At 65.1% G+C, this 24,871-nt stretch carries 27 protein-coding genes; 9 read left to right on the top strand and 18 right to left on the bottom strand.

The window, feature by feature from the left end:
• Positions 1 to 175: 175 nt before the first annotated feature.
• On the bottom strand, positions 176 to 595 hold the full coding sequence (locus tag DAAJ005_RS14495; RefSeq protein ID WP_151847734.1) for a hypothetical protein: 420 nt from the start codon (positions 593 to 595) through the stop codon (positions 176 to 178).
• Complete coding sequence (locus DAAJ005_RS14490; protein WP_151847733.1) at positions 592 to 1,473, bottom strand: hypothetical protein; 882 nt, start codon at positions 1,471 to 1,473, stop codon at positions 592 to 594. The genes DAAJ005_RS14495 and DAAJ005_RS14490 overlap by 4 nt, the downstream gene beginning before the upstream one ends.
• A gap of 241 nt (positions 1,474 to 1,714) precedes the next feature.
• Between DAAJ005_RS14490 and DAAJ005_RS14485 the strand changes: the two genes are divergently transcribed.
• The 3 genes from DAAJ005_RS14485 (at position 1,715) to DAAJ005_RS14475 (ending at position 4,730) form a co-directional block, all read left to right on the top strand.
• Complete coding sequence (locus DAAJ005_RS14485) at positions 1,715 to 3,307, top strand: flotillin family protein (protein ID WP_151847732.1); 1,593 nt, start codon at positions 1,715 to 1,717, stop codon at positions 3,305 to 3,307.
• Between the two features lie 69 nt (positions 3,308 to 3,376).
• Entirely contained in the window at positions 3,377 to 4,285 is a 909-nt protein-coding gene (locus DAAJ005_RS14480; RefSeq protein WP_151847731.1) for an aminoglycoside phosphotransferase family protein, read from the top strand.
• A 28-nt stretch (positions 4,286 to 4,313) separates the two neighbouring features.
• Positions 4,314 to 4,730 carry an organic hydroperoxide resistance protein gene (locus tag DAAJ005_RS14475; RefSeq protein WP_151847730.1) on the top strand — a complete coding sequence of 139 codons (417 nt, stop codon included), beginning with the start codon at positions 4,314 to 4,316 and terminating at the stop codon, positions 4,728 to 4,730.
• 67 nt (positions 4,731 to 4,797) lie between these two features.
• Here DAAJ005_RS14475 and DAAJ005_RS14470 read toward each other — a convergent pair whose 3' ends face one another.
• A complete protein-coding gene (locus tag DAAJ005_RS14470; protein ID WP_151847729.1) occupies positions 4,798 to 5,439 on the bottom strand; it encodes a monothiol bacilliredoxin BrxC family protein in 642 nt (213 codons plus the stop codon).
• Positions 5,440 to 5,569: 130 nt separating this feature from the next.
• Between DAAJ005_RS14470 and DAAJ005_RS14465 the strand changes: the two genes are divergently transcribed.
• Positions 5,570 to 5,791: a hypothetical protein gene (locus DAAJ005_RS14465; protein WP_151847728.1), complete on the top strand. Its 222-nt coding sequence runs from the start codon at positions 5,570 to 5,572 to the stop codon at positions 5,789 to 5,791.
• Between the two features lie 39 nt (positions 5,792 to 5,830).
• Here DAAJ005_RS14465 and DAAJ005_RS14460 read toward each other — a convergent pair whose 3' ends face one another.
• From DAAJ005_RS14460 to DAAJ005_RS14440, 5 genes are all read right to left on the bottom strand, one after another.
• The gene (locus DAAJ005_RS14460; RefSeq protein ID WP_151847727.1) at positions 5,831 to 6,772 is read right to left on the bottom strand and encodes a class I SAM-dependent rRNA methyltransferase; all 942 of its coding nucleotides are present in this window, start codon (positions 6,770 to 6,772) and stop codon (positions 5,831 to 5,833) included.
• Positions 6,773 to 6,805: 33 nt separating this feature from the next.
• Positions 6,806 to 7,723, bottom strand: a complete 918-nt coding sequence (locus DAAJ005_RS14455) for a phospho-N-acetylmuramoyl-pentapeptide-transferase (protein ID WP_151847726.1) — start codon at positions 7,721 to 7,723, stop codon at positions 6,806 to 6,808.
• Positions 7,724 to 7,876: 153 nt separating this feature from the next.
• Positions 7,877 to 8,338: a hypothetical protein gene (locus DAAJ005_RS14450; protein WP_226342444.1), complete on the bottom strand. Its 462-nt coding sequence runs from the start codon at positions 8,336 to 8,338 to the stop codon at positions 7,877 to 7,879.
• Between the two features lie 84 nt (positions 8,339 to 8,422).
• Entirely contained in the window at positions 8,423 to 9,037 is a 615-nt protein-coding gene (locus DAAJ005_RS14445; RefSeq protein ID WP_151847725.1) for a GNAT family N-acetyltransferase, read from the bottom strand.
• A gap of 56 nt (positions 9,038 to 9,093) precedes the next feature.
• Positions 9,094 to 9,549, bottom strand: coding sequence for a 23S rRNA (pseudouridine(1915)-N(3))-methyltransferase RlmH (locus DAAJ005_RS14440; RefSeq protein WP_151847724.1), 456 nt, complete (start codon positions 9,547 to 9,549; stop codon positions 9,094 to 9,096).
• Positions 9,550 to 9,700: 151 nt separating this feature from the next.
• On the opposite strand from DAAJ005_RS14440, the gene DAAJ005_RS14435 reads away from it, so the two are divergent.
• The 4 genes from DAAJ005_RS14435 to pfkA all read left to right on the top strand — a co-directional run bounded on the left by DAAJ005_RS14435 (position 9,701) and on the right by pfkA (position 12,445).
• Positions 9,701 to 10,129, top strand: coding sequence for a hypothetical protein (locus DAAJ005_RS14435; protein ID WP_075835330.1), 429 nt, complete (start codon positions 9,701 to 9,703; stop codon positions 10,127 to 10,129).
• Positions 10,126 to 10,386 carry a hypothetical protein gene (locus DAAJ005_RS18985; RefSeq protein WP_192930982.1) on the top strand — a complete coding sequence of 87 codons (261 nt, stop codon included), beginning with the start codon at positions 10,126 to 10,128 and terminating at the stop codon, positions 10,384 to 10,386. Before DAAJ005_RS14435 ends, DAAJ005_RS18985 begins: the two co-directional genes overlap by 4 nt.
• Entirely contained in the window at positions 10,379 to 11,368 is a 990-nt protein-coding gene (rsmI, locus tag DAAJ005_RS14425; protein WP_151847723.1) for a 16S rRNA (cytidine(1402)-2'-O)-methyltransferase, read from the top strand. Before DAAJ005_RS18985 ends, rsmI begins: the two co-directional genes overlap by 8 nt.
• Positions 11,369 to 11,437: 69 nt before the next feature.
• Positions 11,438 to 12,445: a 6-phosphofructokinase gene (pfkA, locus tag DAAJ005_RS14420; protein ID WP_151847722.1), complete on the top strand. Its 1,008-nt coding sequence runs from the start codon at positions 11,438 to 11,440 to the stop codon at positions 12,443 to 12,445.
• A 69-nt stretch (positions 12,446 to 12,514) separates the two neighbouring features.
• On the opposite strand, the gene DAAJ005_RS14415 is transcribed toward pfkA, so the two are convergent.
• Positions 12,515 to 13,669 (bottom strand): branched-chain amino acid ABC transporter substrate-binding protein, encoded by a 1,155-nt coding sequence (locus DAAJ005_RS14415; protein WP_151847721.1) that lies wholly within the window; start codon positions 13,667 to 13,669, stop codon positions 12,515 to 12,517.
• 379 nt (positions 13,670 to 14,048) lie between these two features.
• On the opposite strand from DAAJ005_RS14415, the gene DAAJ005_RS14410 reads away from it, so the two are divergent.
• Positions 14,049 to 14,885 carry an IS5 family transposase gene (locus DAAJ005_RS14410; RefSeq protein WP_226342400.1) on the top strand — a complete coding sequence of 279 codons (837 nt, stop codon included), beginning with the start codon at positions 14,049 to 14,051 and terminating at the stop codon, positions 14,883 to 14,885.
• Between the two features lie 67 nt (positions 14,886 to 14,952).
• Here DAAJ005_RS14410 and ftsZ read toward each other — a convergent pair whose 3' ends face one another.
• The 9 genes from ftsZ to DAAJ005_RS14365 all read right to left on the bottom strand — a co-directional run bounded on the left by ftsZ (position 14,953) and on the right by DAAJ005_RS14365 (position 24,679).
• Positions 14,953 to 16,020, bottom strand: coding sequence for a cell division protein FtsZ (gene ftsZ / locus DAAJ005_RS14405; RefSeq protein ID WP_255447988.1), 1,068 nt, complete (start codon positions 16,018 to 16,020; stop codon positions 14,953 to 14,955).
• A 191-nt stretch (positions 16,021 to 16,211) separates the two neighbouring features.
• Entirely contained in the window at positions 16,212 to 17,549 is a 1,338-nt protein-coding gene (gene ftsA, locus DAAJ005_RS14400; protein ID WP_151848577.1) for a cell division protein FtsA, read from the bottom strand.
• A gap of 11 nt (positions 17,550 to 17,560) precedes the next feature.
• Positions 17,561 to 18,226, bottom strand: coding sequence for a cell division protein FtsQ/DivIB (locus DAAJ005_RS14395; RefSeq protein ID WP_226342443.1), 666 nt, complete (start codon positions 18,224 to 18,226; stop codon positions 17,561 to 17,563).
• A 26-nt stretch (positions 18,227 to 18,252) separates the two neighbouring features.
• Complete coding sequence (locus DAAJ005_RS14390) at positions 18,253 to 19,203, bottom strand: UDP-N-acetylmuramate dehydrogenase (protein ID WP_151847718.1); 951 nt, start codon at positions 19,201 to 19,203, stop codon at positions 18,253 to 18,255.
• Complete coding sequence (gene murC, locus DAAJ005_RS14385; RefSeq protein ID WP_192930783.1) at positions 19,200 to 20,621, bottom strand: UDP-N-acetylmuramate--L-alanine ligase; 1,422 nt, start codon at positions 20,619 to 20,621, stop codon at positions 19,200 to 19,202. The genes DAAJ005_RS14390 and murC overlap by 4 nt, the downstream gene beginning before the upstream one ends.
• A 20-nt stretch (positions 20,622 to 20,641) precedes the next feature.
• On the bottom strand, positions 20,642 to 21,823 hold the full coding sequence (murG, locus tag DAAJ005_RS14380) for an undecaprenyldiphospho-muramoylpentapeptide beta-N-acetylglucosaminyltransferase (protein ID WP_151847716.1): 1,182 nt from the start codon (positions 21,821 to 21,823) through the stop codon (positions 20,642 to 20,644).
• A 52-nt stretch (positions 21,824 to 21,875) separates the two neighbouring features.
• Positions 21,876 to 22,391, bottom strand: a complete 516-nt coding sequence (locus DAAJ005_RS14375) for an NADPH-dependent FMN reductase (protein ID WP_192930782.1) — start codon at positions 22,389 to 22,391, stop codon at positions 21,876 to 21,878.
• 2 nt (positions 22,392 to 22,393) lie between these two features.
• Positions 22,394 to 23,575, bottom strand: a complete 1,182-nt coding sequence (locus DAAJ005_RS14370) for a pyridoxal phosphate-dependent aminotransferase (RefSeq protein ID WP_151847714.1) — start codon at positions 23,573 to 23,575, stop codon at positions 22,394 to 22,396.
• 96 nt (positions 23,576 to 23,671) lie between these two features.
• Positions 23,672 to 24,679, bottom strand: a complete 1,008-nt coding sequence (locus DAAJ005_RS14365) for an NPCBM/NEW2 domain-containing protein (protein ID WP_151847713.1) — start codon at positions 24,677 to 24,679, stop codon at positions 23,672 to 23,674.
• Positions 24,680 to 24,871: the final 192 nt, after the last annotated feature.

Raw genomic sequence — 24,871 nt, 5'->3', positions numbered from 1 at the left:
CCCCCTCCTGCTGTTCCCCGTCCCTGCCCGGTGTTGCGCGGTTCCTCACGGCGCAGCTCTGCTGGCCGCCCTGCGTTGCTCCTGTTCGTTCCCTGTTCTGCCTGTCGTTGCGCCGATCTTCGTGGGCCTGATCCCTGTTTGAGGCCAGTCGCCAGATTCATACCAGCTCCTAGATTCATGCCAGTCCCCGTGAGCGCAGGTGCCCCGCGAAACGGCCCGTCTGTTCCGGGGTCAGTTCGGCGGTCAGACCCGAGAGCAGGGCACTCAGGGTGGCGGCTTCCCCCAGGTCGTCGAGAACTTCTTCCACCATCAGTTCGGCCACCGGGCCGACCACCTGGGTCAGGCATTGGGTCACCTGCCGGGCCGCTTCGTCTGTCACCGGGCGCCCGTGGTCCTCGGCGCGGCTGATCCACCCCTGCGCCTCATGGAGCTTGCGGCGCAGTTCGGGAGCGCTCAGGCCGGCCAGCCGGGCCACCTCGGCAGCGTCGCGCGTGCCGTCGATCAGGTCCAGCGTGCGCCACAGCGCAAACGGCAGGGCCATCTCAGGGCGCAGGCCATCCGGCCACGTCAATGCTCCTGGTCCAGACGTGCTCATCGGCCTACCTGACGGCGCCCAGACGCGGTGCCTGCCACCGGGCCGCCCAGTCCGGCGGCGGCCCATTCGGGGCGGTTTGGCAGGTCACCCAGTGCCAGATCGTCCAGACTGACGCCCAGGGTCATCAGGGCCACCCGCAGCGCCGTTTGCAGCGCTGGGCGGAATTCTCCGACAGCCACACTCGGATCGATGTTCAGGACGCCGCCGCGCAGCGTGACCTCGCGTACGAAGGGGTCCAGGCAGGGATGCTCGGCGCTCAGGCGCACGCAGGTCTGCTGCCAGACCTCGTCCAGCGAAACGTTGCTGTGAACTGCGGCCAGCAGATGACGCCAGAACTGGAGCAACTGCTCACGGTTCTCTGCCGTGTTGGGCGAGTAGGCCACGCACAGCGCGCCGTCGTCTGGCAGATGTCCGGCCAGCACCTGCCCCGATTCCCACACGCTGCACAGTTCCTCCGAGACCACCAGACCGTAGAACTGCTCGCGCTTGAGAATCAGTTGCGTGTCGGGCCAGCGTCCGGCCAGTTGGCCCGCCCGCGCCGCACGGCTGGTCCAGACCACTGCGGCCACAGGCGGCGAACACTCGCCCAGACGTACGCGGGCACGCGGCAGACCGCCGTGGGTCACGTCCCAGCCCACGGCCTGCCCGCCGCCCGTGAAGCCGCCCAGACATTGCCCGCGTACCCATACAAAACGTGCCCAGCGGTCCCCCTGCACGGCGTCCAGCACGCCGCTGAAACCTGCGGTCTGGCGGGTTTCCAGGTCCAGCATGATCTCGGTCCAGGGGTAATGGTCAGTACACAGGTCCGCATAGATCACGCGGTCCAGGGGCAGGGGAGGCGGGGCGGTGGGCGGCGGCAGGGTGGGGGATTCAGTCATGGGCAGGGTCCCGGGGGCAGAGTTGGAGGCAGGCGGTGGGCTGAATGATTGGGAAGCTGGGCGGTGAGGGCCGTGAAGAAGGGTGCGGCAACGAGAATGAAGCCCATGACACCCCAGACCCTCTTACTCCCCGCTTACAGACGTTGAAAATCTCACTTTTCGGCCACGTCTTTTGCCCCTGACCGCGTCCTGGGAACTTCATCCCGACTCACCGCGTACTCACTTATTGGAGGAACATCCCATGAACGACTTCATTCCTGTTCTATTCGTCGCTGGCATCATCGTCGTCGGCATTGTGCTGGTGATCATGCTCATTCAGAACCTGCTGATCGTGGTTCCACCCAACAAGGTGCTGGTCATTTCCGGGCGCAGCAGGCAGACCGCTGAGGGCGACACGGTGGGCTACCGCGTGATCCGTGGCGGACGCGCCTTCCGCATTCCGCTGCTGGAAAAGGTGTCGTGGATGGACCTGACTACCATTCCCCTGGACCTGACCGTGGAAAACGCCTACTCGCGCGGCGGCATTCCCCTCAAGATCCACGCGGTGGCCAACGTCAAGATCAACGGCTCCGATCCGCAACTCGGGAACGCTATCGAGCGCTTTCTGGACGTGCCACGCGCGTCACTGACCAACATCGTGCGCGATACGCTGGAGGGCAACCTGCGCGGCGTGATCGCCACCCTGACCCCCGAAGAAATCAACCAGGACCGTCTGCGTTTCGCCGAATCGCTGATCGAGGAGGCCGAGCATGACATGAACAACCTGGGCATCAAGCTCGACACCCTCAAGATTCAGAACGTATCCGACATCGCCGGGTATCTGGAAAGCATCGGGCGGCGGCAGACCGCAGAGGTGCTGAAGGAAGCCCGTGTGGCCGAGGCCGAGCGCAACGCGGAGGCCACCCAGTCGGAGGCCCAGGCGGTGCAACGCGCCCAGGTCACGCAGTCCATCGCCCAGCAGGCCATTCTGGAGGAGCAGAACAAACTGGAAGTCCGCCGTACAGAGCTGGGGGCCATTCAATTGTCGCGCCAGAACGAGGCGACGGTGGAATCTGAACTGGCAAAAGTGCGCGCCACCCAGAACTTTGAGCAGGAGCAAGCGGCCTTAGAAGCCCTGCTGCGCCAGAAAAAGGCCGAGGCCCAGCGCCAGGCCCGCGTGATCGAGGCCGAGCAGAATGCCGAGGCCGCCGAGGCTGAAGCCCAGGCCCGGCAGCGTTCGGTGATTGCCCAGACTGCCTCACAGCAGGCCATTCTGGAGCGCGAGAACGAGCTGCGCGTGCGCCGCGCCGAACTGGAAGCCGTGGCCGCCAGCCGCGAGAACGAGGCCAAAGTGGGGGCCGAACGCGCCCGCGTGGTGGCCGAGCAGCAACTGGAGCAGGAGCGAATTATCCTCAACCAGAAGCGTCTGGAGGCCGATGTGGTGGCCCCCGCCCGCGCCCACCGCGAGGCCGAACTGCTGGCCGCCCAGGCCGCCGCCGCCCCGATCATCGAGGAGGGTCGCGCCAAGGCAGAGGCCGTCAGACTCATGGTGGAAGCCTTCCGCGACGCCGGACCCGAGGGCGAACGCGCCTACGTGCTGAACATGCTGCCCGCAATTATCGAACAGATCACCGGCAGCGTGCGGGGCATGCAGATCGACAAGGTGACCGTGATCGACAGCGGCGACGGACGCGCTGTGAGGAGTGCCATGCAGACCATGCCCGCCAACATCATCGGGCTGGTGGAGCAGGTGGAGAACGCCACCGGGGTCAACCTGCTGAGCATGTTGCAGGGCCGCTTTACGCCAGGCGAGACGCCTGCGCCCAAAGACGTGCCTTCGGTAGCGAACGACTGATCATCAAATTCTCCGACAAATTCTCTGGCGGATACCTCTTCATGGGGGCGTCCGCTTTAAGCTGGCGTGATGGATTTCACCGCGCTGATCGAGCAGACCTTCCCCGGTTCGCATATAGGAGAGGTCTCCGCGCTGTCTGGCGGCTATGCCAACGATCTCTTCCGGGTGGGGCTGGACGGCGCATCATTTCCCAGCGTGATCGTCCGGCAGTGGCGACGTGCGCCGGGCGTGGCCGCGCGGGAACTGGCGGTGATGGCGCGGGCGGCACAAGTCGTTCCTGTGCCCCGAATCCTCGCCTCAGCCCTGAATACAGCGCATCCTTTTGCCTTGCTTGAGGACATGCCAGGAATGCGCGGCGACGAGGCTCTGGCCTGGTTTCCAGATGAGGCTGAGGCTATTGGTGCGGTTCTGGGCGGAGCGTTCTCGCGTATCGGCGCTCTTCAGTTTGAAGCTCCTGGGCTGTTTGCTGATGAAACGCTGCGGGTAGACGCCTTCACGGGCGACGCGGCGGACAACCTGCTGGCCTACGCCCACCCGCTGATCTGGAACGACGCGGCACGGGCGGTGCTGGGCGCACAGCTTCAGGCCGGGTGGTGGGGCCTGATCGAGCGGGAAGCGCCCTGTCTGTGTGGTCTGGAACCCCAGCGCTCGCTGGTTCACGCGGACGCCAATACAAAGAATGTTCTCGTGGAGCGGCGTCACGCGGGCTGGCAGGTAAGCGCCGTACTGGACTGGGAATTCGCCCTGAGCGGCCCACCACTGATGGACCTGGGGAATCTGTTGCGCTTCGAGAACCGCGCAGGAACGCCGTTTTCTGCTGGAGTCCTGCGCGGCTGGAGCCACCCGCTTCCCGACGCCGTGCGGCAAGCGCGGGCGCTGGACGTGTACTCGCTACTGGACTTCGTGAACCGTCCAAATGCCCTGCAAGCCAATGTTCTCGCCCTGATCCGGTGGCAAGTCCAGACGGATTCCCTTTGACACCTGAGCGCTGTGGCATCCTGTTACTGTGAGCAACCTCTATACAGCACAGGCCACCGCCACCGGCGGACGCGCGGGACACACCAAGAGCAATGATGGACGCATCGACTTGAACCTCAGCGTGCCCAAGGGCATGGGCGGCGACGACGGCCCCGGCACCAACCCCGAGCAACTGTTCGCCGCTGGCTACGCGGCGTGCTTTCAGGGCGCGCTGGGCGTTGTGGCCCGCCGTGACAAGATCACGCTGCCCGGCGATCAGACCATCACGGCGATGGTGGGCCTGAGCAATGAAACCGGGGCCTTCGCGCTGGACGTGGAACTCCAGGGCCACTTTCCCGGCATGGACGAGCAGCAGGCCATGGACCTGATGAAGGCGGCCCACGAGGTTTGCCCCTACAGCGCCGCCACGCGCAACAACGTGGACGTGCGCCTCAGCGTCAAGTAAGCCAGTAAAAGAGAGGAGTGCCGAACGCAATGTTCGGCACTCTTTTTGATGGTTGTCGAGAAGTGGTTTAACCCAGTTCGGTCAGGAGCTGCTGAACGCGGTCCTTCAACTCGCCGCGTTCCTGGGGCTGGCCCAGTTGGTGCAGGCCGCCGTGGTAGGCGTCGGGATCACCGAACAGGCGGGAGAGCAGCTCAAACTCGCGCTGGCTCCTCAGGCTGGCGTCGTCGCGGAACATGGTCACGTACTGGTCCTGAAACGCCCAGTCGCTGACCTTGCCGTCCACGAAGTCGCGCATCAGGCGGCGGTACGGCTCGATGTTGTCGTCGGTCTGCACGCTGCCTGATGCGCTGCGGGCGGGCACCTGCGCGAACACCGGTTCCAGCGCCTCAGGGGTGATGTCCCAGTTGTTGACCTCGAACTGCACCTGACCGTCTTTGAAGATCATCAGTTGCGGGCTGTGGTGAACGATGCCGGTCATCTCCGTCACGCGGTTGCTGGCGGGCCGCCAGTCCACCACGCGGATAAAGCCCACCGGCAGCTCGTGGTCCTGCAAGAAGGTTTCCAGCACGCCGAAGCCCTGCATGGTCTTGTGGCAGGTCCCGGCCTTGAACACGGCGGCCAGCGGGTAGTCCTGGAGGAATTGATCGACTTCTTCAGGGGTGGTCAGGGGCACCAGAACCTGTTTCTCGGCGTCAGCAGTTTGCGTCATGCCCCCAGCATACCCGCCGCTTTACAAAACGAAGTGAGGCGGCCCACAAGTGGGGGTGGAATTCGGCATATTGGGGGGGGTGGGACAGGCGCAAGGGGCGAAAAAGCGGGAGCTGCACTATCTTTGAAGGATGTCCAGTCCGCCCGACGCCACCGAATTTTTCAGCATGACCTACGGCGAGATCACCGTCAGCGGCTGGGTCACGCTGAACGTGTTGCGCCGCGTGGAGGCGGGCGAAGTCATCCGTTTTACTGTCTATGAGGCCATGAGCGAGGACATTGCCCTGGGTGACCTGATCTGTAGCTTCGCGGCGGGCAAGCTGGCCCCCTTCCGCCTGCCCGAAGAAATCTAGTCCTGGCAACCCAGACCCGGCGAGTTCATTTCCGTCAGCTCAGTCCAGCGCCCACACCACTGCTTTCAGGTGCGTGGCCCCCGGAAAGTCCTCGCCTGCGCCTAGGCTTTCTGCGGCGCGGCTCCGTCGCCCGGTTTCCTCTAAACCCAGCCGGACCATGCGCTCAAAGCTGGCCAGGGAGACGCTTGCGTGGTTCAGCAGCGTCATGATCTGCCCGCCCGGCGCGGTGACTGCCGCCGCAAGCGCCGCGAGCCGCCCGTAATCCCGTTCCGCGCGCCAGATTCCGGCCTTGCCCCGTGCGAAGCTGGGAGGGTCCAGAATCACTAGATCAAAGGTCTCACCGCGCCGTTCCAGCCGCCGGAACCAGTCGAACACGTCGCCGTACAGAAAATCTTCCTCCGGGGCGCTGACGCCGCTCAGCGCGTAATTCTCCTGCCCCCAGGCCAGCACTTTGCGCGACAGGTCCACATTCTTGACGGCCTCCGCGCCGCCTAGCGAGGCATTCACGCCAAAACCGCAGGTGTAGGCGAAGGCGTTCAGCACCCGCGCTGGGGCCTGCTGCCGGACCCAGCCCCGCGCCGGGCGGGCGTCCGCAAACAGGCCGATGCTCAGGTCTGCGCCGGGGCGGATCAGGAAGGGCACGCCGTTTTCCAGCGCCGTGACTTCCCCCTGCGCCTCGCCCCAGATGGGATCAGGGGGCGAGAGCCAGTCGCGTTCCACATTCGCCGCGTGCCGCGCTTCGGGGGGGCGGCGTTTGAGGTAGATGCCTGCCAGCCCCGCCGCCTTGCCACAAGCCTCAGCTAATTCTGCCTCTTTCTGTGGCGAGAGATCAGCATACAGGCTCAGCACCCCGGTGTCCCCGGCCACGTCCAGCGAGAATTCCCCGGCAGTTTCGGTGGTGTGGATGCCCCGGTAGAAGGTGGTGCCCTGCGCGGGCAGATGGGCGCGGCGGGCGAGCAGATGGGAGAGACTGTCAAGCATGGAATCTGTGAACAGAGAACGGGACGCCTTTGATCACGGCCTGCCGCCCAGAATCCACCACACCGCCGCCGTCGCCACCGCCGTGATTACCCAGAAGCGCAGGGTGACGTGGGTCTCGGGCCAGCCACTCAGCTCAAAGTGGTGCTGGATAGGACTCATCTTGAACACGCGCTTCTTGCGGGTGCGGAAGGAGACCACCTGAATCACCACGCTCAGCACGGCCACCACTGGAATGATGGCGGCCAGCGGCAGCAGCCACACGTCGGCGTACAGCACGTATGCGCCCGCCGCGATGGCCCCGATGGCGTGGCTGCCCATGTCGCCCATGAACACCCTGGCCGGGTGTGCGTTGAACCACAGAAAGCCCAGCAGCACGGCCACCAGCAGCGCCGAGACCGGCGACAGCGCCAGCAGCGGCAGCAACACGATGATCGCCACGCCGCCCAGCAGGCCGTCCAGCCCGTCAGTGAAGTTGAAGGCGTTGACGCTGCCGATCATCACCAGCGTCAGCAGAATCGTGTCCCCAATCTGCCCGAAGCCCGGCACTAGTTCATGCGCGGCCAGCGGCGCGGCGAACCAGCCGAACAGCAGGCCCACCAGCAGTTGCAGGGGCATCTTCTCGCGGGCAATCAATTCCTTTTTGCCGCTGCCCTTCATGCGCGAACGGACCTTCAGAAAGTCGTCTATGCCGCCGATCAGGCCCATGCCCAGCGCGGTCAACATGATCAGCAGTTCGCGGGGGCCGCCCGCATTGCCCGTGAAGTACAGCGGGAAGAACACCAGCGCCAGCGCCAGCACGAAGGCCACGCCGCCCGCCGTGGGCGTGCCCTCCTTGATCAGGTGCGTCTGAGGACCGTCCTTGCGGACCGGCTGCCCCCAGCCCTGCGCCTTGCTGGCACGGATAAACAGCCACACCAGCAGCAAGGAGAGCAGCGCAGCAACAACCATCATGGCTGGGTCCTCAAGTCGGCACTTGACACAGGAAAGGGGGGCAAATGTTGTTCACACATCAATTGGCGAGGGTAGCACGCGGGCGCTGGGCGGCCCGGTCCTCAGTTCTGCCAGCAGACCCCGGCCACCCGTCTGCCCCCAAGCCGCCAGCCCTCAATCTGCCAGATAGCGGATAAATTCGCGCATGGCATTCACACACGCGCCCTTCTCGCCGTCGGCACTGCTGCCGGTCACGGTCCGTAGGGTTCCCAAGTCGTTGAGGTAGAGCTGCGAGACCTTGTACGTCGCGTCCTCTTTCTTGTAGTCGTAGGCGGCCAGCACGGCCCAGAATCCGGCGCGGTCCACTGGCTGGATCACCACTGGCCCCATTGACTTGCTCAGTTGCACGCGCAATTTGGCGGCAAAGGCCAGCGCCTCCTCCTGTGAGGCCAGCACCGGGAACGCCTGCCCGGAGCGTTCCTCGCGCAGCAGGCAGGCCCCGCTGGTGTCGGTCCAGACGTTGGCGTTGCCGTTCACCGGTACCCAGCCGCTCATGGGCACAATCAGGGCGGAGGCGCACGGCCCCAGCAAACTCAGGGCGAGGGCGGAGACGAGGACGGGGCGCGACGTGGGCATACTGCCCATGAGGCTAACAGGCATTCCTTTGTCAATCGTTAGCGGTGCGCTCATCCAGATGAGGACACCTGCCAGCGCGAGAGGTCAGCTCAACGCAGCCACGCGGGTCTCCAGCCCAGCTTTTACGGCGGGCCATTCGCCCCGTAGGACGCTGAAAACCACGCTGTCGCGGGCGAAGCCGTCAGGAACCACCTGATACTGCCGCAGGGTGCCCTCCTCCTCTGCGCCCAGTTTCTGCATGGCGCGGATGCTGCGGGCGTTGCGGCTGTCCACCTTGAACTGCACGCGGCCCGCGCCTAGGACCTCGAAGGCGCGGGCCATCAGCAGCAGCTTAGCTTCCGGGTTCACGGCGGTGCCCTGTGCGGCGGGCAGCAACATGGTCCCGATCTCGGCCCAGCGGTCTGCCCACCGGATCTCGCTGTAGCTGATGCGGCCCACGCAGACGCCGCTCTCACGCAGACAGACGGCGAAATTGATCCGGTTCGGCAGGGCATTCAGCCGCCCGATGTAGTTGGCCCAAGCGTCGGGCGTGGCCTCGGCTGGGCCGCCCCGCGCCAGCAGCCGCACCGTTTCGTCGTCCGCCCCGGCGCACAGGTCGGCGGCGTGCGACTCGTCCAGACCTTCTAAAAAAATATGCCGTCCCCGCAGGGTGGGCGTCTGGAACCACTCGATTTCGGGGGCAGGAGCGTCAGGGGTCACGGCGGGAAGTCTAGGACATGGTCGGGTATTCACCTGCCAGATGGCCGCTGGGCACCCTAGCCCCGGTGATACGGCTCCCCCGCGCTGATCGTCGCCGCACGGTACAGCGCCTCGGCCAGTACCACCATCGCCAGATCGTGCGGCAGGGTCAGTTCGCCCAGGCTCCACAGGGCGTCGGCACTGCTCTGCAAAACACTGGCCCGCAGCTCGTCGGTGTGACCTTCCGGACCGCCCACCGCCAGGGCCAGTTCCCCGGTGCCGCCCAGCGCGCGGGCGTCCAGATACGCGCTCAGGCCCTCGGAGGTAAATTGCCGCCCGCGTGGGTCCAGCAGGATCAGGGGCGCTTTTCCGGCAGCCTTGCGAATGGCCTCACTTTCCAGCGCCTGCGTCTTGCCGGACACCCGGCTGACCTGCACCTTGTGGTAGCGCCGCAGCCGCGTGGCGTACTCGTCCCAGCCCGCGCGGGCGTAGGCCAGCCGGGGTTCTCCGACGGTGATCAGGTGCAGCCTCATGCGCAGCAGCCTAGCTTTTCCGGTCCACCCCAGATCAGCGTAAGCGGATTAACTGCCCGCACCCGCCGCCGCCCGCTAGACTGTCGGGCATGGTCCTGTTCGCCACTCCCCAGAGCGGCACTCCTTCCAGCCTTCCCACGCGGGTCGGCGCATGAACTACGCGGCCACGCTGGCGGTGATGGTGGTGCTGGCCTTCTGCTTTCCGCTGACATTGCGGCTGGGCGCGGGCTTCGGGGTCTCGGAGACCATTTCGATCTCGGCGCTGGGTGCGCTGCTGACCTTCGGGCTGGCGCTGTATCTAGTGCGCTGGCAGGTGGGCCGTCATCAGCAGGCACTCTCCAGAATGGAAAAGGCCCGCGCGCAGATTCTGGCGGACCCGGAAAATCCCCGCTCGTACTTCGTGGGCGGCGAGCATCTGGGCGCGCTGCTGCTGCGGCTGGACCGTCGGCGTGAGGCGGCTGAAATTATTGATCGTTATGCCCGGCTGGGCGGGGCACGTGAATCGGAAATCGTGGCTTTGCAGGAAGCATTGTCCAGGGCGAACCGGCGGCAGCGCCGTGCCCAGGGGAGGGAAGCATGAGGGCCTACAAGGGCATTGTGGAAAATGGGGTGGTGGTGGTGCTGGGCACCCGCCTACCCGAGGGCACGGTGGTCACCGTCACCGTGGGCGAGGGCGAGTTGCTGCGCGCCCGGATCACCAACGTTCTCAAGCGGCCCCGCAAGGTCAAGGTGAGGATCAAGCCCAATGTCGGGCTGGCCGCCACCGGAACCGACGGCGCAGGGCTGATGGGGGCGAATCTGACGCTGACGCTGCCGCCGTCTGGAGTCGATGACTGAGTTGTCTGGTCCTGAATTGAAGGATCTCGAATTGACTGGTCTTGAACGGTCTGGCCCTGAACTCTCTGACGAGCAGGCCGCCGAACGGACTGCTCCTGTTTCCGGGTCACAGGACGGCCCGCGCGTGTGGCTGGTGCCCACTCCTGTCGGCAACCTGGGTGACATCACCCTGCGCGCCGTGGAGGTGCTGAGGGGCGCGGACGCGGTGGCCTGCGAGGACACCCGCCGCAGCGGCGCGCTGCTGGCCCACCTGGGCATCCAGAAGCCGCTGGTGCGGTTAGACGCCCACACCATGCGCCGCGCCCCCTCCACGCTGGAAAAGTACCCCCGGCTGGCCTATGTCTCGGATGCGGGTACCCCCGGCATCAGCGATCCCGGCGCGGAACTGGTGGCGGCAGCCATCGCAGCAGACATTCCGGTAGAGGTGCTGCCCGGAGCCACCGCCTTCGTGCCCGCGCTGGTGCTGTCGGGGCTGGATACGGGCCGCTTCACTTTCGAGGGCTTCCTGCCCCGCAGTGGCCGCGAACGCAAAACCCGGCTGTCGGCTCTGGCTGCCCGCGCAGAAACCACCGTGCTGTACGAGAGTCCGCACCGTCTGGGGGCCACATTGGGCGATCTGGCGGGCGTCTGCGGCGAGTCGCGCCCGGCCAGCGTGACCCGCGAACTGTCCAAGAAGTTCGAGGAAACGGTTCGCGGCACCCTGGCGGAGCTGACGCAGAAGTTCGCCGCCGGAGTGCGGGGCGAGATCGTGGTGGTGGTGGCGGGCCGTCCGGCAGGCGAGGCCCATCCAGACGCATCCGCGCCCGATCACGAGGCGGTGGCGGTGGGGCTGGCCGCGCAGGGAAAAACGGCCAGGGATATACGTGACGCGCTGATGGCCCAGGGTTTGCGTAAGAATGACGCTTATGCGTTGGCCCTGCGGGTCACTGAGAAGGCCGGGCCAGATCTTTCTGATGGGCCAGACCTTTCTGATCCGAGCTGAATCAATCGGGCTGAATCACAGTGCCACCTTCCCTCCGATCTTTCCTTTCCCCGAAAAGCGAGACTCAATATGACTGAACCCACCCCCAGCCGGCATCCCAACCTCACAGGCATCCAGCGCGTAGCGGTCCTGACCAGCGGCGGCGACGCCCCCGGCATGAACGCGGCCATCCGCGCGGTGGTTCGCACTGCCGCCTTTGAAGGGCTGGAGGTCATGGGGGTGCGCCGGGGCTTTTCCGGTCTGCACCGGGGCGAGCTGAAGCTGATCGGCCCCAGAGACGTGGCCAACACCATCCAGCGCGGCGGCACCATTTTGCTGACCGCCCGCAGCGCCACCTGGCGCACCCCCGAGGGCCGGGCCAGCGGCGCGCAGCATCTGCGTGACAACGGCGTGGGCGGCCTGATCGTGATCGGCGGCGACGGCAGCTTTCACGGCGCACAGTTGTTGCAAGAGGAACACGGTATTCCGGTGATCGGCATTCCCGGCACCATCGACAATGATCTGTACGGGACCGATCACACCATCGGCTATTTCACTGCCGTGGAGACCGCGCTGGACGCCGTGGACAAGCTGCGCGACACCGGGGCCAGCCACGAGCGCATCTTCGTGATCGAGGTGATGGGCCGCCACGCCGGGCATATCGCGCTGGACGTGGCCGTGGCCGGGGGTGCGGAGGAAGTCTTTATCCCCGAGGACGACAAACCCATCGAGGACGTGATCCAGATCGTCAAGGACAGCGTCAAGAAGGGCAAGACCGGCAGCATCGTGATCGTGGCCGAGGGCGTGCCAGGCGGCGCGCAGGGCGTGGGCGACGCCATTCAGGCCGGAACGGGCCTGGAAACCCGCGTCAGCATCCTGGGTCATATCCAGCGCGGCGGTGCCCCGGTCTCCAGTGACCGCATTCTGGCCAGCCGTCTGGGCGAGGCCGCCGTCTATGCCCTGATGGACGGCGTCAGCGGCGTGATGGTGGGGCGGCACGGCAGCAACATCATCCACACGCCCCTACACGAGACCTGGGAAAAGCGCAAGGATGTCAACCGCGACCTCTACCGCTGCGCCAAGAAACTGAGCGTTTAGGGCAGACATCCAAAGGGGCGGGGCGCAGGGAAACCATCTTTCCCACGCCCCGCCTCTTTGGTCTGCCGCTTACTGCTTGGGCGGTTTGACCGTCGACTGTGCCGACAGACTCTGCTTGCCCGCCTCCACCTTCATGATGTACAGCGTGACCGAGTTGCGGTCCCCAACGCTGTTAAAGGTCACGTCGCCCGACAGCAGGCCCTTGAAGCTGCCCTTGCGAATGGCCGTTTCCACCTGCGTGCGGCTGGGCAACTTGCCGCCGTTGGCTTTGGCCGCGTCGAGGATGCCCTGTGCGATCACGTTGGCCGAGTCGTAGGAGAAGGCGGCGTACCCGGCGGGTACAGTCTTGAATGCCTTGCGGTAGTTGGCCGTGAAGGTCTTGGCCGCGGGCAGCGACTCCAGCGGCGCGACGATGGTGGTGTAATAAATATTGTTGGCACCCTTGGCCGCAATGGTTGCCAGTTCGGTGCTGTCCAGGCCGTCGCCGCCGACGACGGGAATGTTGATACCCGCGTCACGCAACTGCCGGATGAAGATGCCGATCTGGGTGTAGATGCCGCCGAAATACACCGCGTCCGGCTTCTGCAACTTGATCTTGGCAATGATGCTGGAAAAGTCGCTCTTTTCCTCGGTGCCCTCGTTGACGATCACCCTGGCCCCGCCCGCCTTGAGGGTCTTCTCGACCTCGGCGGCCAGTCCCTCACCGTAAGAGGTTTTGTCGTTCAAGATATAGACCGACTTGGCCTTCAGCTTATCCATCATGAACTGCGCGCCCGCCGGTCCCTGGGCGTCGTTGCGGGCCACGATGCGGTTCATGTTGGCCAGGCCCCGGTCCGTGACCTCGTTGGCGGTCACCGCTGGGCTGACCATCGTGACGTGGCTGGCCTTCAGCGCTTCGCTGGCCGGAATCGCCACGCCGCTGTTCATGGTTCCCACCACGCCCAGAATCGTGCGGTCAGAGGCGATCTTGCGCGCCGCCGCCGTGCCGGTGGCCGGGTCCGCCTGATCGTCGTAGCCGACGAATTGCAGATCGAAGCCCAGCTTCTTGAAGGCGGCTTTCTGCTCGTCGACGGCCAGTTGCGTGCCGTTTCTGAGCAACGTGCCGGTAAAGCTCTGGCTCCCCGACAGCGGCGAGAGACTGGCGATCTTGATGGTGGTCTGCGCGCCTGCCACGCCAGTAGCAAGAAGGCCCAGGGTTATCAGATTCAAGGTCACTTTCTTCATTCATTCCTCCAGGAGACTCGGCGTTCAAGATGAAAATTTCAGCCCTTACTATGTACGGGCCGAGATTGAAGAGGCCAGAATCAGTTTCAAATAGATGACATCAGCCTAACGATTTTCGCCAACTGTGTCAAATTGGTCCTGTTAATGAGGAGAGAATTTCACCATGAACAGAGGTCGATCAATCACATATCTTCAGGTACTTTTTGACAATGGGGAAGTCGTCATTTTACTCGCTGTGGCGCGGCTCTTGGGGACAATCTATTCCTGTATGATGGTGTTCTATTTTGCTGGAGAATGGGCGGGTTTTTTACTCTCCACATTATTGATCAGTTTCGACAATAGACCTCCTGCGAAAGTCCCTGGTCAAGCTGTATAAGTGATGCACAGCCGTCTGGAACGCACGCTGAAGATGAACCGCACGCGCTTCAAACGGCGTACCGGGATCTCCCCCGAGACCTTTGCCAAGATGGAAGCCGTCCTGACCCGGCGGGAACGCGCCAAGAAGAAATCCGGCAGGCCCGCCGCCCTCAGTCCTGGTGAACAGCTCCTCCTGACTCTTGAATTCTGGCGGGAATACCGCACCTTCGCTCACCTCGGCGACGATTGGAGTGTCCATGAAACCACCGTGCAGCGCACGGTGGAACGCGTCGAAACCGCCCTGATCCAGAGCGAAGAGTTCCGACTCCCCGGCAACAAGAGCCTGAAACAGGAAGAAAACGTCTTCCAAATCATCGCCGTGGATGCCGCTGAAACCCCATGTGAGCGGCCAATCAAAAAGCAACGCCGCTGGTACAGCGGCAAGAAGAAACGGCACACCCTGAAAACGCAAGTCGTGATCAGCGTCACCACCTGCATGATCCTGTCCGTTGCTCCCGCCTTCGGGTCCATGCATGACCTCACCCTGTTTCGGCATTCGGGCGTCCGTGTCCACCCCGAGACGGCGCTGATCGGCGATGCCGGCTACCAGGGCATCTGGCGGCATCACGGTCATTCGATCACACCGCACAAAGGAACAAAAGCAACACCGCTGACGCCTGAACAGCGTCAGCAGAATCGGGAACTGGCGTCGACCCGCAAGCGGGTCGAGCATGTCATTCGGCGTCTGAAGATTTTCCGCGTGCTGAAGGCCATATACCGTCACCGAAGGCGGCGCTTTTCCTTACGCGTCAATCTCATTGCGGCAGTGTGTAACCGCTCCATTGCCGGCGTGGCATGACTTTCGCATGAGGTCTAATGAAGAAGGCCGGAGCAATCTGCCCCGGCCTTCTTGTCGATCCTGTAGCTTACTCGCGCTCGACGTTCCGCAGGAAGGCGGGGATGTCGTAATCCTTGGGATCGTAGCTGCTGCCGTTGCCGCGCACGGGGCGGATGGTCTCGGGAATGCCGCTGCGGGCGGGGCCGCTGCCGATGCTTATGGGCGTTTCGTTGAATCCAGTGGCAATCACGGTCACGCGGACCTCGTCGCCCGCAGCCTCATCCGGGGTGATCCCGAACAGGATGTCGGGGTCCTCGAAGCCGGTGGCCTGACGGATCTTCTCGACGATGTCGTTCGCGTCGGTCATGCTCAGGTCATAGCTGCCGGTCACGTTGACCAGAATGCGGCGCGCACCCTCAATGCCGCGTTCCAGCAGCGGACTGTGAATGGCGCTCATGGCGGCTTCCTCGGACACCTTCTCGCCCCGGCCCGCGCCGATGCCCATCAGGACCGTGCCGCTGTTGGACAGCAGGTTACGCACGTCCGCGAAGTCGAGGTTGATCATGCCCTCGACGTTGATCACGTCGCTGATGCCCTTGACACCGTAGTACAGCACGCGGTCCGCGATCAGGAACGCCTCGCGGAAGGAGACTTTCTTGTCCACGGCAGTCAGCAGCTTCTCGTTGTCCACCACGATCATGCCGTCTACCGCGTCGGCCAGCTTGCTGATGCCTTCCTCGGCAATCCGCAGACGCTTGGGGCCTTCAAAGCGGAAGGGGCGGGTCACGATGGCCACCGTCAGGATGCCCATCTCGCGGGCAATCTGGGCCACCACGGGCGCAGAGCCGGTGCCGGTGCCGCCGCCCATGCCCGCCGTGATGAACAGCATGTCGGTGCCGCCCAGGTATTCCTTGATGTGTTCGCGGTCTTCCAACGCGGCCTTCTCGCCCACGTCCGGGTCCGCGCCCGCGCCCAGGCCGCGCGTCAGGCGGTCACCCAGTTGAATACGGATCTCGGCGTGGCTTTTTGCCAGCACCTGGGCGTCCGTGTTCCCGGCGATAAATTCCACGCCTTCGAGTCCCGATTCAATCATGCGGTTAACGGCATTGTTGCCTGCCCCGCCCAAGCCGATCACGCGAATTCTGGCCGCTTGCATCTCATCTTCTCCTTGCCTCATCCCGGCCTGCTGGGCAGAGGAGAGGTCGCTTTCTGGGTTGGTGGTAGTTTAGCGCACCTTTATGCGAGGTTTCGCACAGGATGCGGCGCAGAGGGTTGCCGGGCCAGATAAAGGAAGGCGAGAACTGAAGAAAATCAGCTCTCACACATCTTTACCCTGTCGGCGTCATCTCAGGTCCATTCCTTGAGCCAGTTGCGCACGCGGCTCATCAGGCCCGAACCTGCGTTCGGCTGCGTGGTCTTGGTGGGAATGGGATTGGGTTTGGGACTGGGTTTGGGCTGAGTGGCATCCTTGATGATCGGGTCCTGTGGCTGAGAAGCCTTTTCCGGCTCCTTTTCCTGAAACACGATCTGCGGAATGCGTCCGTTCTCGCCCAGGCTATACAGCACCAGCCCCACGCTGGCGGCATGTTCGGGGCCGCCGACGATATCGGTCAGGCCGCCGATGCCGCGCGGACGCCCGATGCGGACGGGCAGGCGGAAGCGGTCACGGGCCAGTTCCACGGTGCCGCGCAGCAGCGACGCGCCGCCGGTCAGAACCACGCCCTGAGCCACCAGTTCGGCGGGACCGAGGGTGTGGTCGATCTCCTCGCGGATCATCGAGAAGATTTCCGAGAGACGCGGTTTGATGATGCGCGACAGCTCGAAGGCGCTGATGGCGTGGGTGCTGCCCGACGCGGTGGTGATCTCCAGTGTTAGGTCTTGATCGGCCAGATCAGGGAGGGCTGAACCGTAGCGCTTCTTGACGTTCTCGGCTTCCTCCATGGGAATCTTGAGGATCTGAGCCAGGTCCGCCGTGACGTGTTCGCCGCCAATCGGAATGGTGGCCGAGTGCGCCAGATTGCCGCGCTTGAACACCCCGATATCGGTGGTGCCGCCGCCCATATCAATCACGATGACGGTCTGGGTCTGTTCCAGCGCCTCCAGCGTGGCCAGCCCGGAAGCCAGGACGTGCAGCACGAAGCCCTCCACTTGCAGCCCCGCTTCCTGCACGCAGCGGCGCAGGTTCAGCAGCGGCCCGGCGGTCCCGGCCACGATATGCACGTCGACTTCCAGCCGCACGCCGTGCATGCCCACCGCACTCTTGATCCCTTCCTGCCCGTCTACCACATACTCCTGCGGCAACGTATGGATGATTTCGAGGTTGGGGTCCAGCGGCACGGCGCGGGCGTTTTCGATGGCGCGGTCCACGTCCGGTTGGCCGATTTCCTGGTTGCGGCGGATGGCGGCCAGGCCGTGGCTGGTGATGGCCTTGGCGTGGTTACCTGCAACGCAGACGTACACGCTACTGACCTTGACCCCGGCCACCCGCTCGGCGGCCAGCACAGATTGCTTGATGGCGTAGGTGGCGCGTTCCAGGTTGACCACGCTGCCGCGCTTCATGCCCTCGCTGGGCACGCTGCCCTCGCCAATGATGTCGATGCCGCCGCCCGAGCCGATCTCGCCGATGACAGTGGTAATTTTGGTGGTCCCGATGTCCAGGCCCACGATGATGGTGTTGTCCCTGATTGCGTTGTCCTTCATTCCTGGACGCTCACCCCCCAGGGATAGATGTTGATGTTCTGTTTTGGGTACATGCCGATACTCCCAGCATACTTCAGTAAGGATTTGAGGTCGCCGCTCCAGACCGACCCAGCGGGCAGTTTAACCCGGAGTCCGGTTGGCGTGTAGGCCACCGACTCTACATTGTAACCGCCCAGAGCGCCCAACACCTTCAGGGCGTCGCCCAGCCGGGACGGCCCCCAGCCCTGGATGAGGGGAAGCGCGGCTAGTCCGGCGTTTTCCTCGGGTGTCGTGGGCAGCACGGTGCTGTCGAGCGCCAGACCCACCACAGTCCCGTTTGCTTTCTGCCAGCGTGCCACTGGCCTGCGCTCGTTGACCTGCACGGTGACCGTGTCAGGGAAACGCCGCGTGACCGCCGCTGAGAGAACCCAGGGATCAGCCAGCAACCCGCGCGCCCGCCACGCCCCGTAGTACAGCCAGCCGAAGTCCGGGGTCAGGCCCGCCAGCTCACGCACCCGCTCGGCGTTCAGGTGTTGCTTGCCCGTCACTTCGACGGTACGGATGGGCAGCGCGAACCAGCTTGCGGCCAGTGCCCCGGCCAGTACGACGCCGCCGCCGATCCACCACCAGCGGCGGCGGGACGGCGGGCGCACTGTCGAGACCGAGGGGACCGGGGCGCTCAATTCAGAAGCTGAGTCGTCGGGGCCGCTCACTCTGTTCCCGCTCGCCACTGCGTATCTGCGGAGGCGGGCACGGCCTGTCTCTGTGCGTCGTCCGGCCACAGCTCGTATTCCAGCTCCAGCGGCACCCCCACGCGCTCGCGGATCAGGTCCAGCAGGGCGTGAACGTCGTTGGCGGTTGCGCCGCCCAGATTCACGATGAAGTTGGCGTGTTCGGGGGCGATCAGGGCGCTCCCCACCCGCGTTCCCTTCAGTCCGGCCTCGTCAATCAGCCGCCCGGCGCCCACGCCGCCAGGATTCTTGAAGGCGCAGCCAGGGGTCTTCATCTTGGGCTGACCCTTGCGGGCAGTGTCGGCCAGCGTCATTTTCGCCAGCACCTCTTCCGGGGTGCTGCGCTGCAACTTGAGGCGCACTCGCGTGACGATGTGGTTGCGCGGAATCCCGCTGTCGCGGTAGCCCCAGCGCAGATCATCGGGGGTGACCACCTTCAGTCCGTCCGGCGTGGCAATTTCCAGCGTGTGCAGGCCGTCGAACATCTCGCCGTAGCGGGTTCCGGCGTTCATCCACACCGCGCCGCCCACCTGTGCGGGAATGCCCACGGTGCCTTCCAGGTTGCTGTAGCCCAGCTTTTGCAGCGCGCGGATCAGTCCGGGCAGGGGCACGCCGCCGCCTACCCAGCCGGTCACAATGGCGTCTCCGTCGCTCAGTTCGGCGTCCGTCGTCAGGTCACGCTCGGCCAGTGGGCCGCTCAGGCGAATGACACGTTCAGGTACACCCTCGTCGGCGATCACCAGATTGCTGCCACCGCCCAGGATGCGGTACGGAGCCGCCATCGCCTCGGCCAGTTGCTCATGATTGGCGACGAACCAGACCTCGGCCTCGCCGCCCACGCCCAGCGTCGTGAAGCGGGCCAGCGGCAGGCGTTCCACCCGCGCGCCCGTTTTGCTCTGGAAGTCTTTGCTCTGGAAGTCGGCGGTCACCCCGACACCTCGCCAACTTCCGGTTCTACCAGCTCACGCGACAGCTTCCAGACGTCACCCGCGCCCATCGTCACGATGATGTCGCCGGACTGTGCCGACTGGCGCAGCACACTCAGCACCTCGGCGCGGTCCGGCAGGTAGCGCACGCCCGCGTGCCCGTTCCCCGCCATGCGGTCCGAGATCAGCGTGGCGTGGATGCCCTCGATGGGCGTCTCGGAAGCGGCGGCGATGTCCAGCAGCAGCACCTCGTCGGCGTCCATCAGGGCGTCGGCCAGCCGGGGCCAGCTCTGCTGGGTTCGCAGATAGCGGTGGGGTTGGAAGACCACCCGCACGCGCCGCCCGGTCTGGCGCGCGGCCTGCACGGCGGCGGCGACTTTGGTGGCGTTGTGCGCGTAATCGTCGATGACCAGCGCCCCGTTCAGCGTGCCGATGCGCTGCCAGCGGCGGCCCGGTCCACCGAAGGCAGCCAGGGCGGCGGCGGCTGGCCCGAACTCCCCGCCGTACAGGTGGTTGACCGCCAGCGCCGCCAGTGCGTTCAGCACATTATGCAGGCCCGGCAGACCCACGCGCGCCTCGCCCAGCGTCTCGCCTCTGAAAAGAATGGTGAATGATGTGCCGTCCGGGTCCGGGCGCAGGTTCACGGCGCGGTAATCGGCCCCTTCGGCCTGTCCGTAGCTGAGAATCTCTTTTGCCCCGACGCACAGCTCTTCCAGTCCCGGCCAGTCGGCGCACAGCAGGACGCGCCCGGACTGCGCCACATACCGCGCGAATCCAGCGTGCTGTTCCTCCACGGTGGCCCAGTAGGTGGCTTGGTTGCCGCCCACATGATCATCCTCGGCGTTGGTGAACACGGCGGTCTGGCTGCCCAGTTCGGCAAAGGCGCGGTCCGACTCGTCCACCTCGGCCACAAAGGGACCAGTACCCACGCGGGCATTGCTGCCAAATTCCGGCACGATGCCGCCCACAAAGGCCGACGGGTCCAGCCCAGCCCCGGCCAGCACCACGGCGATCATGCTGGTGGTGGTGGTCTTGCCATGCGTGCCGATCACACCGATGCTCGGTCCTGCGCGCAGCAGCTCGTCCAGCAGCGCCATTCGCGGGCGGACCTCAATGCCCGCAGCGCGTGCGGCCACCAGTTCCGGGTGGTCTTTCGGCACGGCTTCAGAGGCCACCAGCACGTCGATTTTGCCATGGGGCTGATCGGTGACGTGTGATGCTGCGTGGCCAGTGTCCACGGGGGTTCCCTCGGCCTGGAGCTGCGCGGTCAGTTCGGTGACGGACTCGTCGCAGCCGCTGACCTGCGCGCCACGCGCCACCAGCAGGCGGGCAAAAGCGCTCATGCCGATGCCGCCGATGCCCATCAGGTGGTAGTGCATCTGGGGCGGCAGGGGTGGGGTTGAGGAGGAAGAGTCAGTCATGTCAGAGGGGGGTGGGACCATTAGCGCAACTTGCCTTCGATTAGGTCCGCGAAGCGTCCGGCAGCGCCCACCGGGGAGCGTCCCAGGGCCGCGTCGCGCATCTCGGCGCGGGCGGCGGGCGAGGAACACTGTAACACTGCCGCCCCCAGATCCGCATTCACGCGCGACTGTTCTACCAGGATTCCGGCCCCGGCTTCCTGCACCATGCTGGCGTTGTGGAACTGGTGGTTCTCCGCCGATTCGGGCAGCGGCACCATGATGGTGGGCACGCCATGAAACGCCGCCTCGGCCAGCGTGCCGGTGCCCGCCCGCGTGATCGCCAGGTCCGCCGCAGACCACGCCGCCACCGCGTCCACAAAGCCCGTGGCGTGGTACCAGTCCATGTCCTGCACGCGCGAGGCGACCTCTGGAAACCAGCGCGGCCCGGTGGAATGGATCACCTGAATGGCCTCGCTGCCCACCGCCTCCGAGACCAGATCGCGGAACAGGTTGCCCTCGTCCTGGGCTTCAAATTGCAGGTCGATGCGGGCCGTGGTGGCCGCCGAGCCGCTTTCCAGCAGGCCCTCGGTGCCCAGGATGTTGCGCAGCGTATCGGGCACGTTGTTGTTCAGGAACAGCGAACCCTGCGAGCCGCCCATCACCAGAATCGTCAGCGGGCCGACGCGCAGTTTCAGGCGGTCCAGGGCTTCCATGCGGTCCATGCGTTCCTCGCGCACGGGCATACCCACCATCGTGGCCTTGCGGGGGTCCAGGCCCAGCACCCGCTCGTAAGCTGTCCCCACTGCTTTTGCCTGCCGCACCGCCAGCCGTTGGGTCAGGCCCAAGCGGGCGTTCTGCTCGTGCAGCACGGTGGGAATCCGTAGACTCTGGGCGGCCAGCACCCCCGGCAGGCTGGCAAAGCCGCCGTAGCCCACCACTGCGCCGGGCTTGAGCTTGGACAGCACGGCCCGCGCCTGAGCGATGCCCTGCCCGGCACGGATCAGCTCGCGCGGGTCTGGGCGGCCCTGCCCGCTGCGGGCCAGCTTGCCCGCGTCCACGCCCTGAAACAGCAGGCCGTGATCGGCGGCGATGCGTTCCTCCATACCGCCGCGCTGGCCCAGAATCATGGCCGCGTGCCCGCGCGAAATGAGTTCGTGCGCGGTTGCCACCGCCGGGTAAATGTGTCCGCCCGTTCCACCTGTCGCCATCACCACCAGAGCCATTGGGGCGCAGTGTAGAGGATTGGGTTGTGGGCTGTGGCGAAAGCAGGGGCGTTCAGGCCAGAGCGTCGGCCCCGCTGGCCGTCTGGAAGAGGCTGCGCCACATCTCCTGCAAAGCTTCAGCGACTCCCGGCACATCCAGCACGTCTCTGGCCTGACGCGGCACCTCGATCAGCACGCCCTCCAGCACCCGCGCGCCCATCGTCCGCAGCACTTCGGCCAGTTGTGCGGGGGCGTGAATCGATCTGGCCGAGGCGTTCAGCGTCAGCACAGGCTTCTCGCTCATTTCGCCACAGCCCACAACCCAGTCCAGCGCGTTCTTGAAGGCCCCTGGCAGCCCATGCGCGTACTCCGGGCAGGCGATCAGCACGGCGTCGGCGGTATTCAGGGCAGCGCGGAAGGCAGAGACGGCAGCAATCTCCTGCTCTTCAATATCTGGATTGAAATGGGGAAGATCAGCCAGGCCGTCGAAAAGTTCCATTGTCACGCCGTCTGGAGCCGTTTGCGCCGCCGCGTGCAAAAGCGCTGTGTGGACCGAAGCCGCCCGCAAACTGCCCGACAACCCCAGCACCCTCACTCTTGCTGCGCCCGCCTCTCTAGCAACTCGCCCAGCCGCCTCAGCACTTCCTCGATATTTTCCATGCTGGTGGCGTAACTCAGGCGGACCTGACCGGGGGCGGCGAAATCAGTGCCGGGAACCACGGCCACCCGCGCGTCGTCCAGGATGATGCGGGCGGCCTCCAGCTCATCGGGATGGATGCGCGTGGTGTCGGCCATCACGTAGAAGGCCCCCTGCGGCGTGGGCGTTTTGAGACCCAGCGCGTTCAGCCCGGCCACGATGCGGTCCCGGCGCTGGCGGTAAGCCTTCAGGGCCATCCCGATAAATTGCGTGGTTTCCTCGTGCTGCTGGAAGGCGGCCAGGGCGGCGTACTGTGACACGCTGCTGGCGTTGCTCGTACTCTGCGATTGCAGGGCGTTCATGGCGGCGATCACGGCCTTCGGGCCGCCCGCGTAGCCGATGCGCCAGCCGGTCATGGCGTACGCCTTGCTGGCCCCGTTGACGGTCAGCGTGTGTTCCGGCGCAAAGGTGCCGATGCTGACCTGCTGGGCGTCGTAGACCAGATGCTCGTACATCTCGTCGGTGACGATCATCAGGTTGTGGCGCATGGCGACTTCGGCCACCGCTTTCAGCACCTCCGGCGGGAACACCGCCCCCGTGGGATTGCCGGGGCTGTTCAGCACGATCATGCGGGTCATGGGGGTGACGCGGGCCTCCAGCGCCTGCGGATCGAGCTGGAAGCCGTTCGCCGCATGCGTGGGCACAGGCACCGGAAACGCCCCCGTCAGCGCCACCATCTCCGGGTAGCTGACCCAGTACGGGGCGGGAATCAGCACCTCGTCCCCCGGATTGAGCAGGGCGAAAAAGGCGTTGAACAGCGCCTGCTTGCCGCCCGAAGTGACCGTCACCGCGTCTGGCGCGTACTCCAGCCCGTTCTCACGCTTGAATTTGGCGCTGATCGCCTCCCGTAATTCGGGAATGCCGCTGACTGCCGTGTACTTGGTCTTGCCCGACTCGATGGCGTGGATGGCGGCGGCCTTGACATGCCCTGGGGTGTCGAAATCCGGCTCGCCCACGCTCATGCTGATCACGTCTACCCCGGCGCGCTTGAGTTCCAGCGCGCGGCTGGTCACCGCAACGGTGGACGAGGGCTTGAGGCTCAGCGCACGCGCCGACAGTAAAAAGGGGCTGCTCATGGGAATCAGGGTACAGGGGCGACGTCTGCAGTGATCAGAGTCGGCAGCAAAGAAGTGCGCCGCCAGCGGTTGACGGCGCAGGGCAAAGGGAAACTGTTACGGCAGAACGTTCCAGTTCAGGTAGGCGCGCTTGAAAAAGCCCCGGTCTTCCAGGTTGGCCGCGAAGGTGATTTCAACCCTTCCGGTGGGCGGCGTGAAACCGTCCGGGAAAGGCGTTTTGAGGCGCAGGCGAACGGGAAATTCTGCTGGAAGGGTGGTGGCATCATAGACGCGGTCAGGTTCGAGCAGTTGCAGGGGCGGAGCGCCGGGGCTGGTCCAGTTGAACACCGAGAGCTTGAACGAAACCGGGCCGCTGGTGTGTCCCGGCTCATCGGTGACGCGCAGGATGGCCGTGACCTTTTTGCCGTACTTGGCATTGATGCCCCTGGGAAAGCTGAAGGAATAGCGCAGGTCGGCTCCAGGGTCATTCTCGCACCGTACCTGGGGATTGGCCCAGTCGGCGTGGTCATAGTTGATGCCGTCTCCCGCGTTCTTGACCACCAGACGTAACTCGCCCCTGCCGCTGATGTCCAGGTCGATGTTGCGGGTTGCGCTGGCACCGGTCATGGTCCCGCTGCTGTAGGCCAGCGCCCCGTCCAGAAAGACCTGGAACACCACGCTGCCCCGGTTACCTACCTCGTCGTCCACGCCGATGCTGGAGGTAAAGCGGGTGCAGCGCGCCCCGTTGTGGCCCTTCAACGAGAACCGCATCTCGCTGCCCGCGTGGGTTCCGAAGCCCCTGGCATAAGTCACGCCGCCCAGGGTCAACGTGTGCCCGTCTCCCGCACCCTGCTCGCCGTTGCTGCGGTCCAGTTCGATGGGTCCCCAGCCGTTGGTGGCGGCCAGCAGCGGTTCAAACGACAGGGTATTGAGGGCCGCTGTCAGCCGCTGGGCGCTGAGCTGGCCTGCCGGGGCCGTGTAGGTCCACGGGTACGACGCGCCGCCCGCATAAGGGTCTGTCTGTGTTGCGGCGGGAGCGGCTGAATCATGGCCCCCGCAGGCCGAGAGCAGCGCACCCAGGATCAGGGCGGCAGTGACGGACGGCAGGACTCTGGGGATGGACATAGGGAAAGCCTCCTGGACAGGTCATCGGTTGCTGGGGCGGCGAATGGGGGCGGAGCGGACAGGACGCGGCAGTCGGGTACTGCGTCTCTCCTGTTCTCAAGCCGTCCGCGTGACGGGAAACAACGCTGTGCGGCTGGAGTGAAAGCATCGTGCGCCCCCCGGCGTGATCAGGGCATGATCAGAGGAGGAGAA

Origin of the sequence: Deinococcus sp. AJ005 (assembly GCF_009017495.1) — a bacterium.
In the GTDB taxonomy this organism is placed as follows: domain Bacteria; phylum Deinococcota; class Deinococci; order Deinococcales; family Deinococcaceae; genus Deinococcus.
Note: the sequence above shows the minus strand (reverse complement) of the source record. Positions and strands in the feature narration are given on the sequence as shown.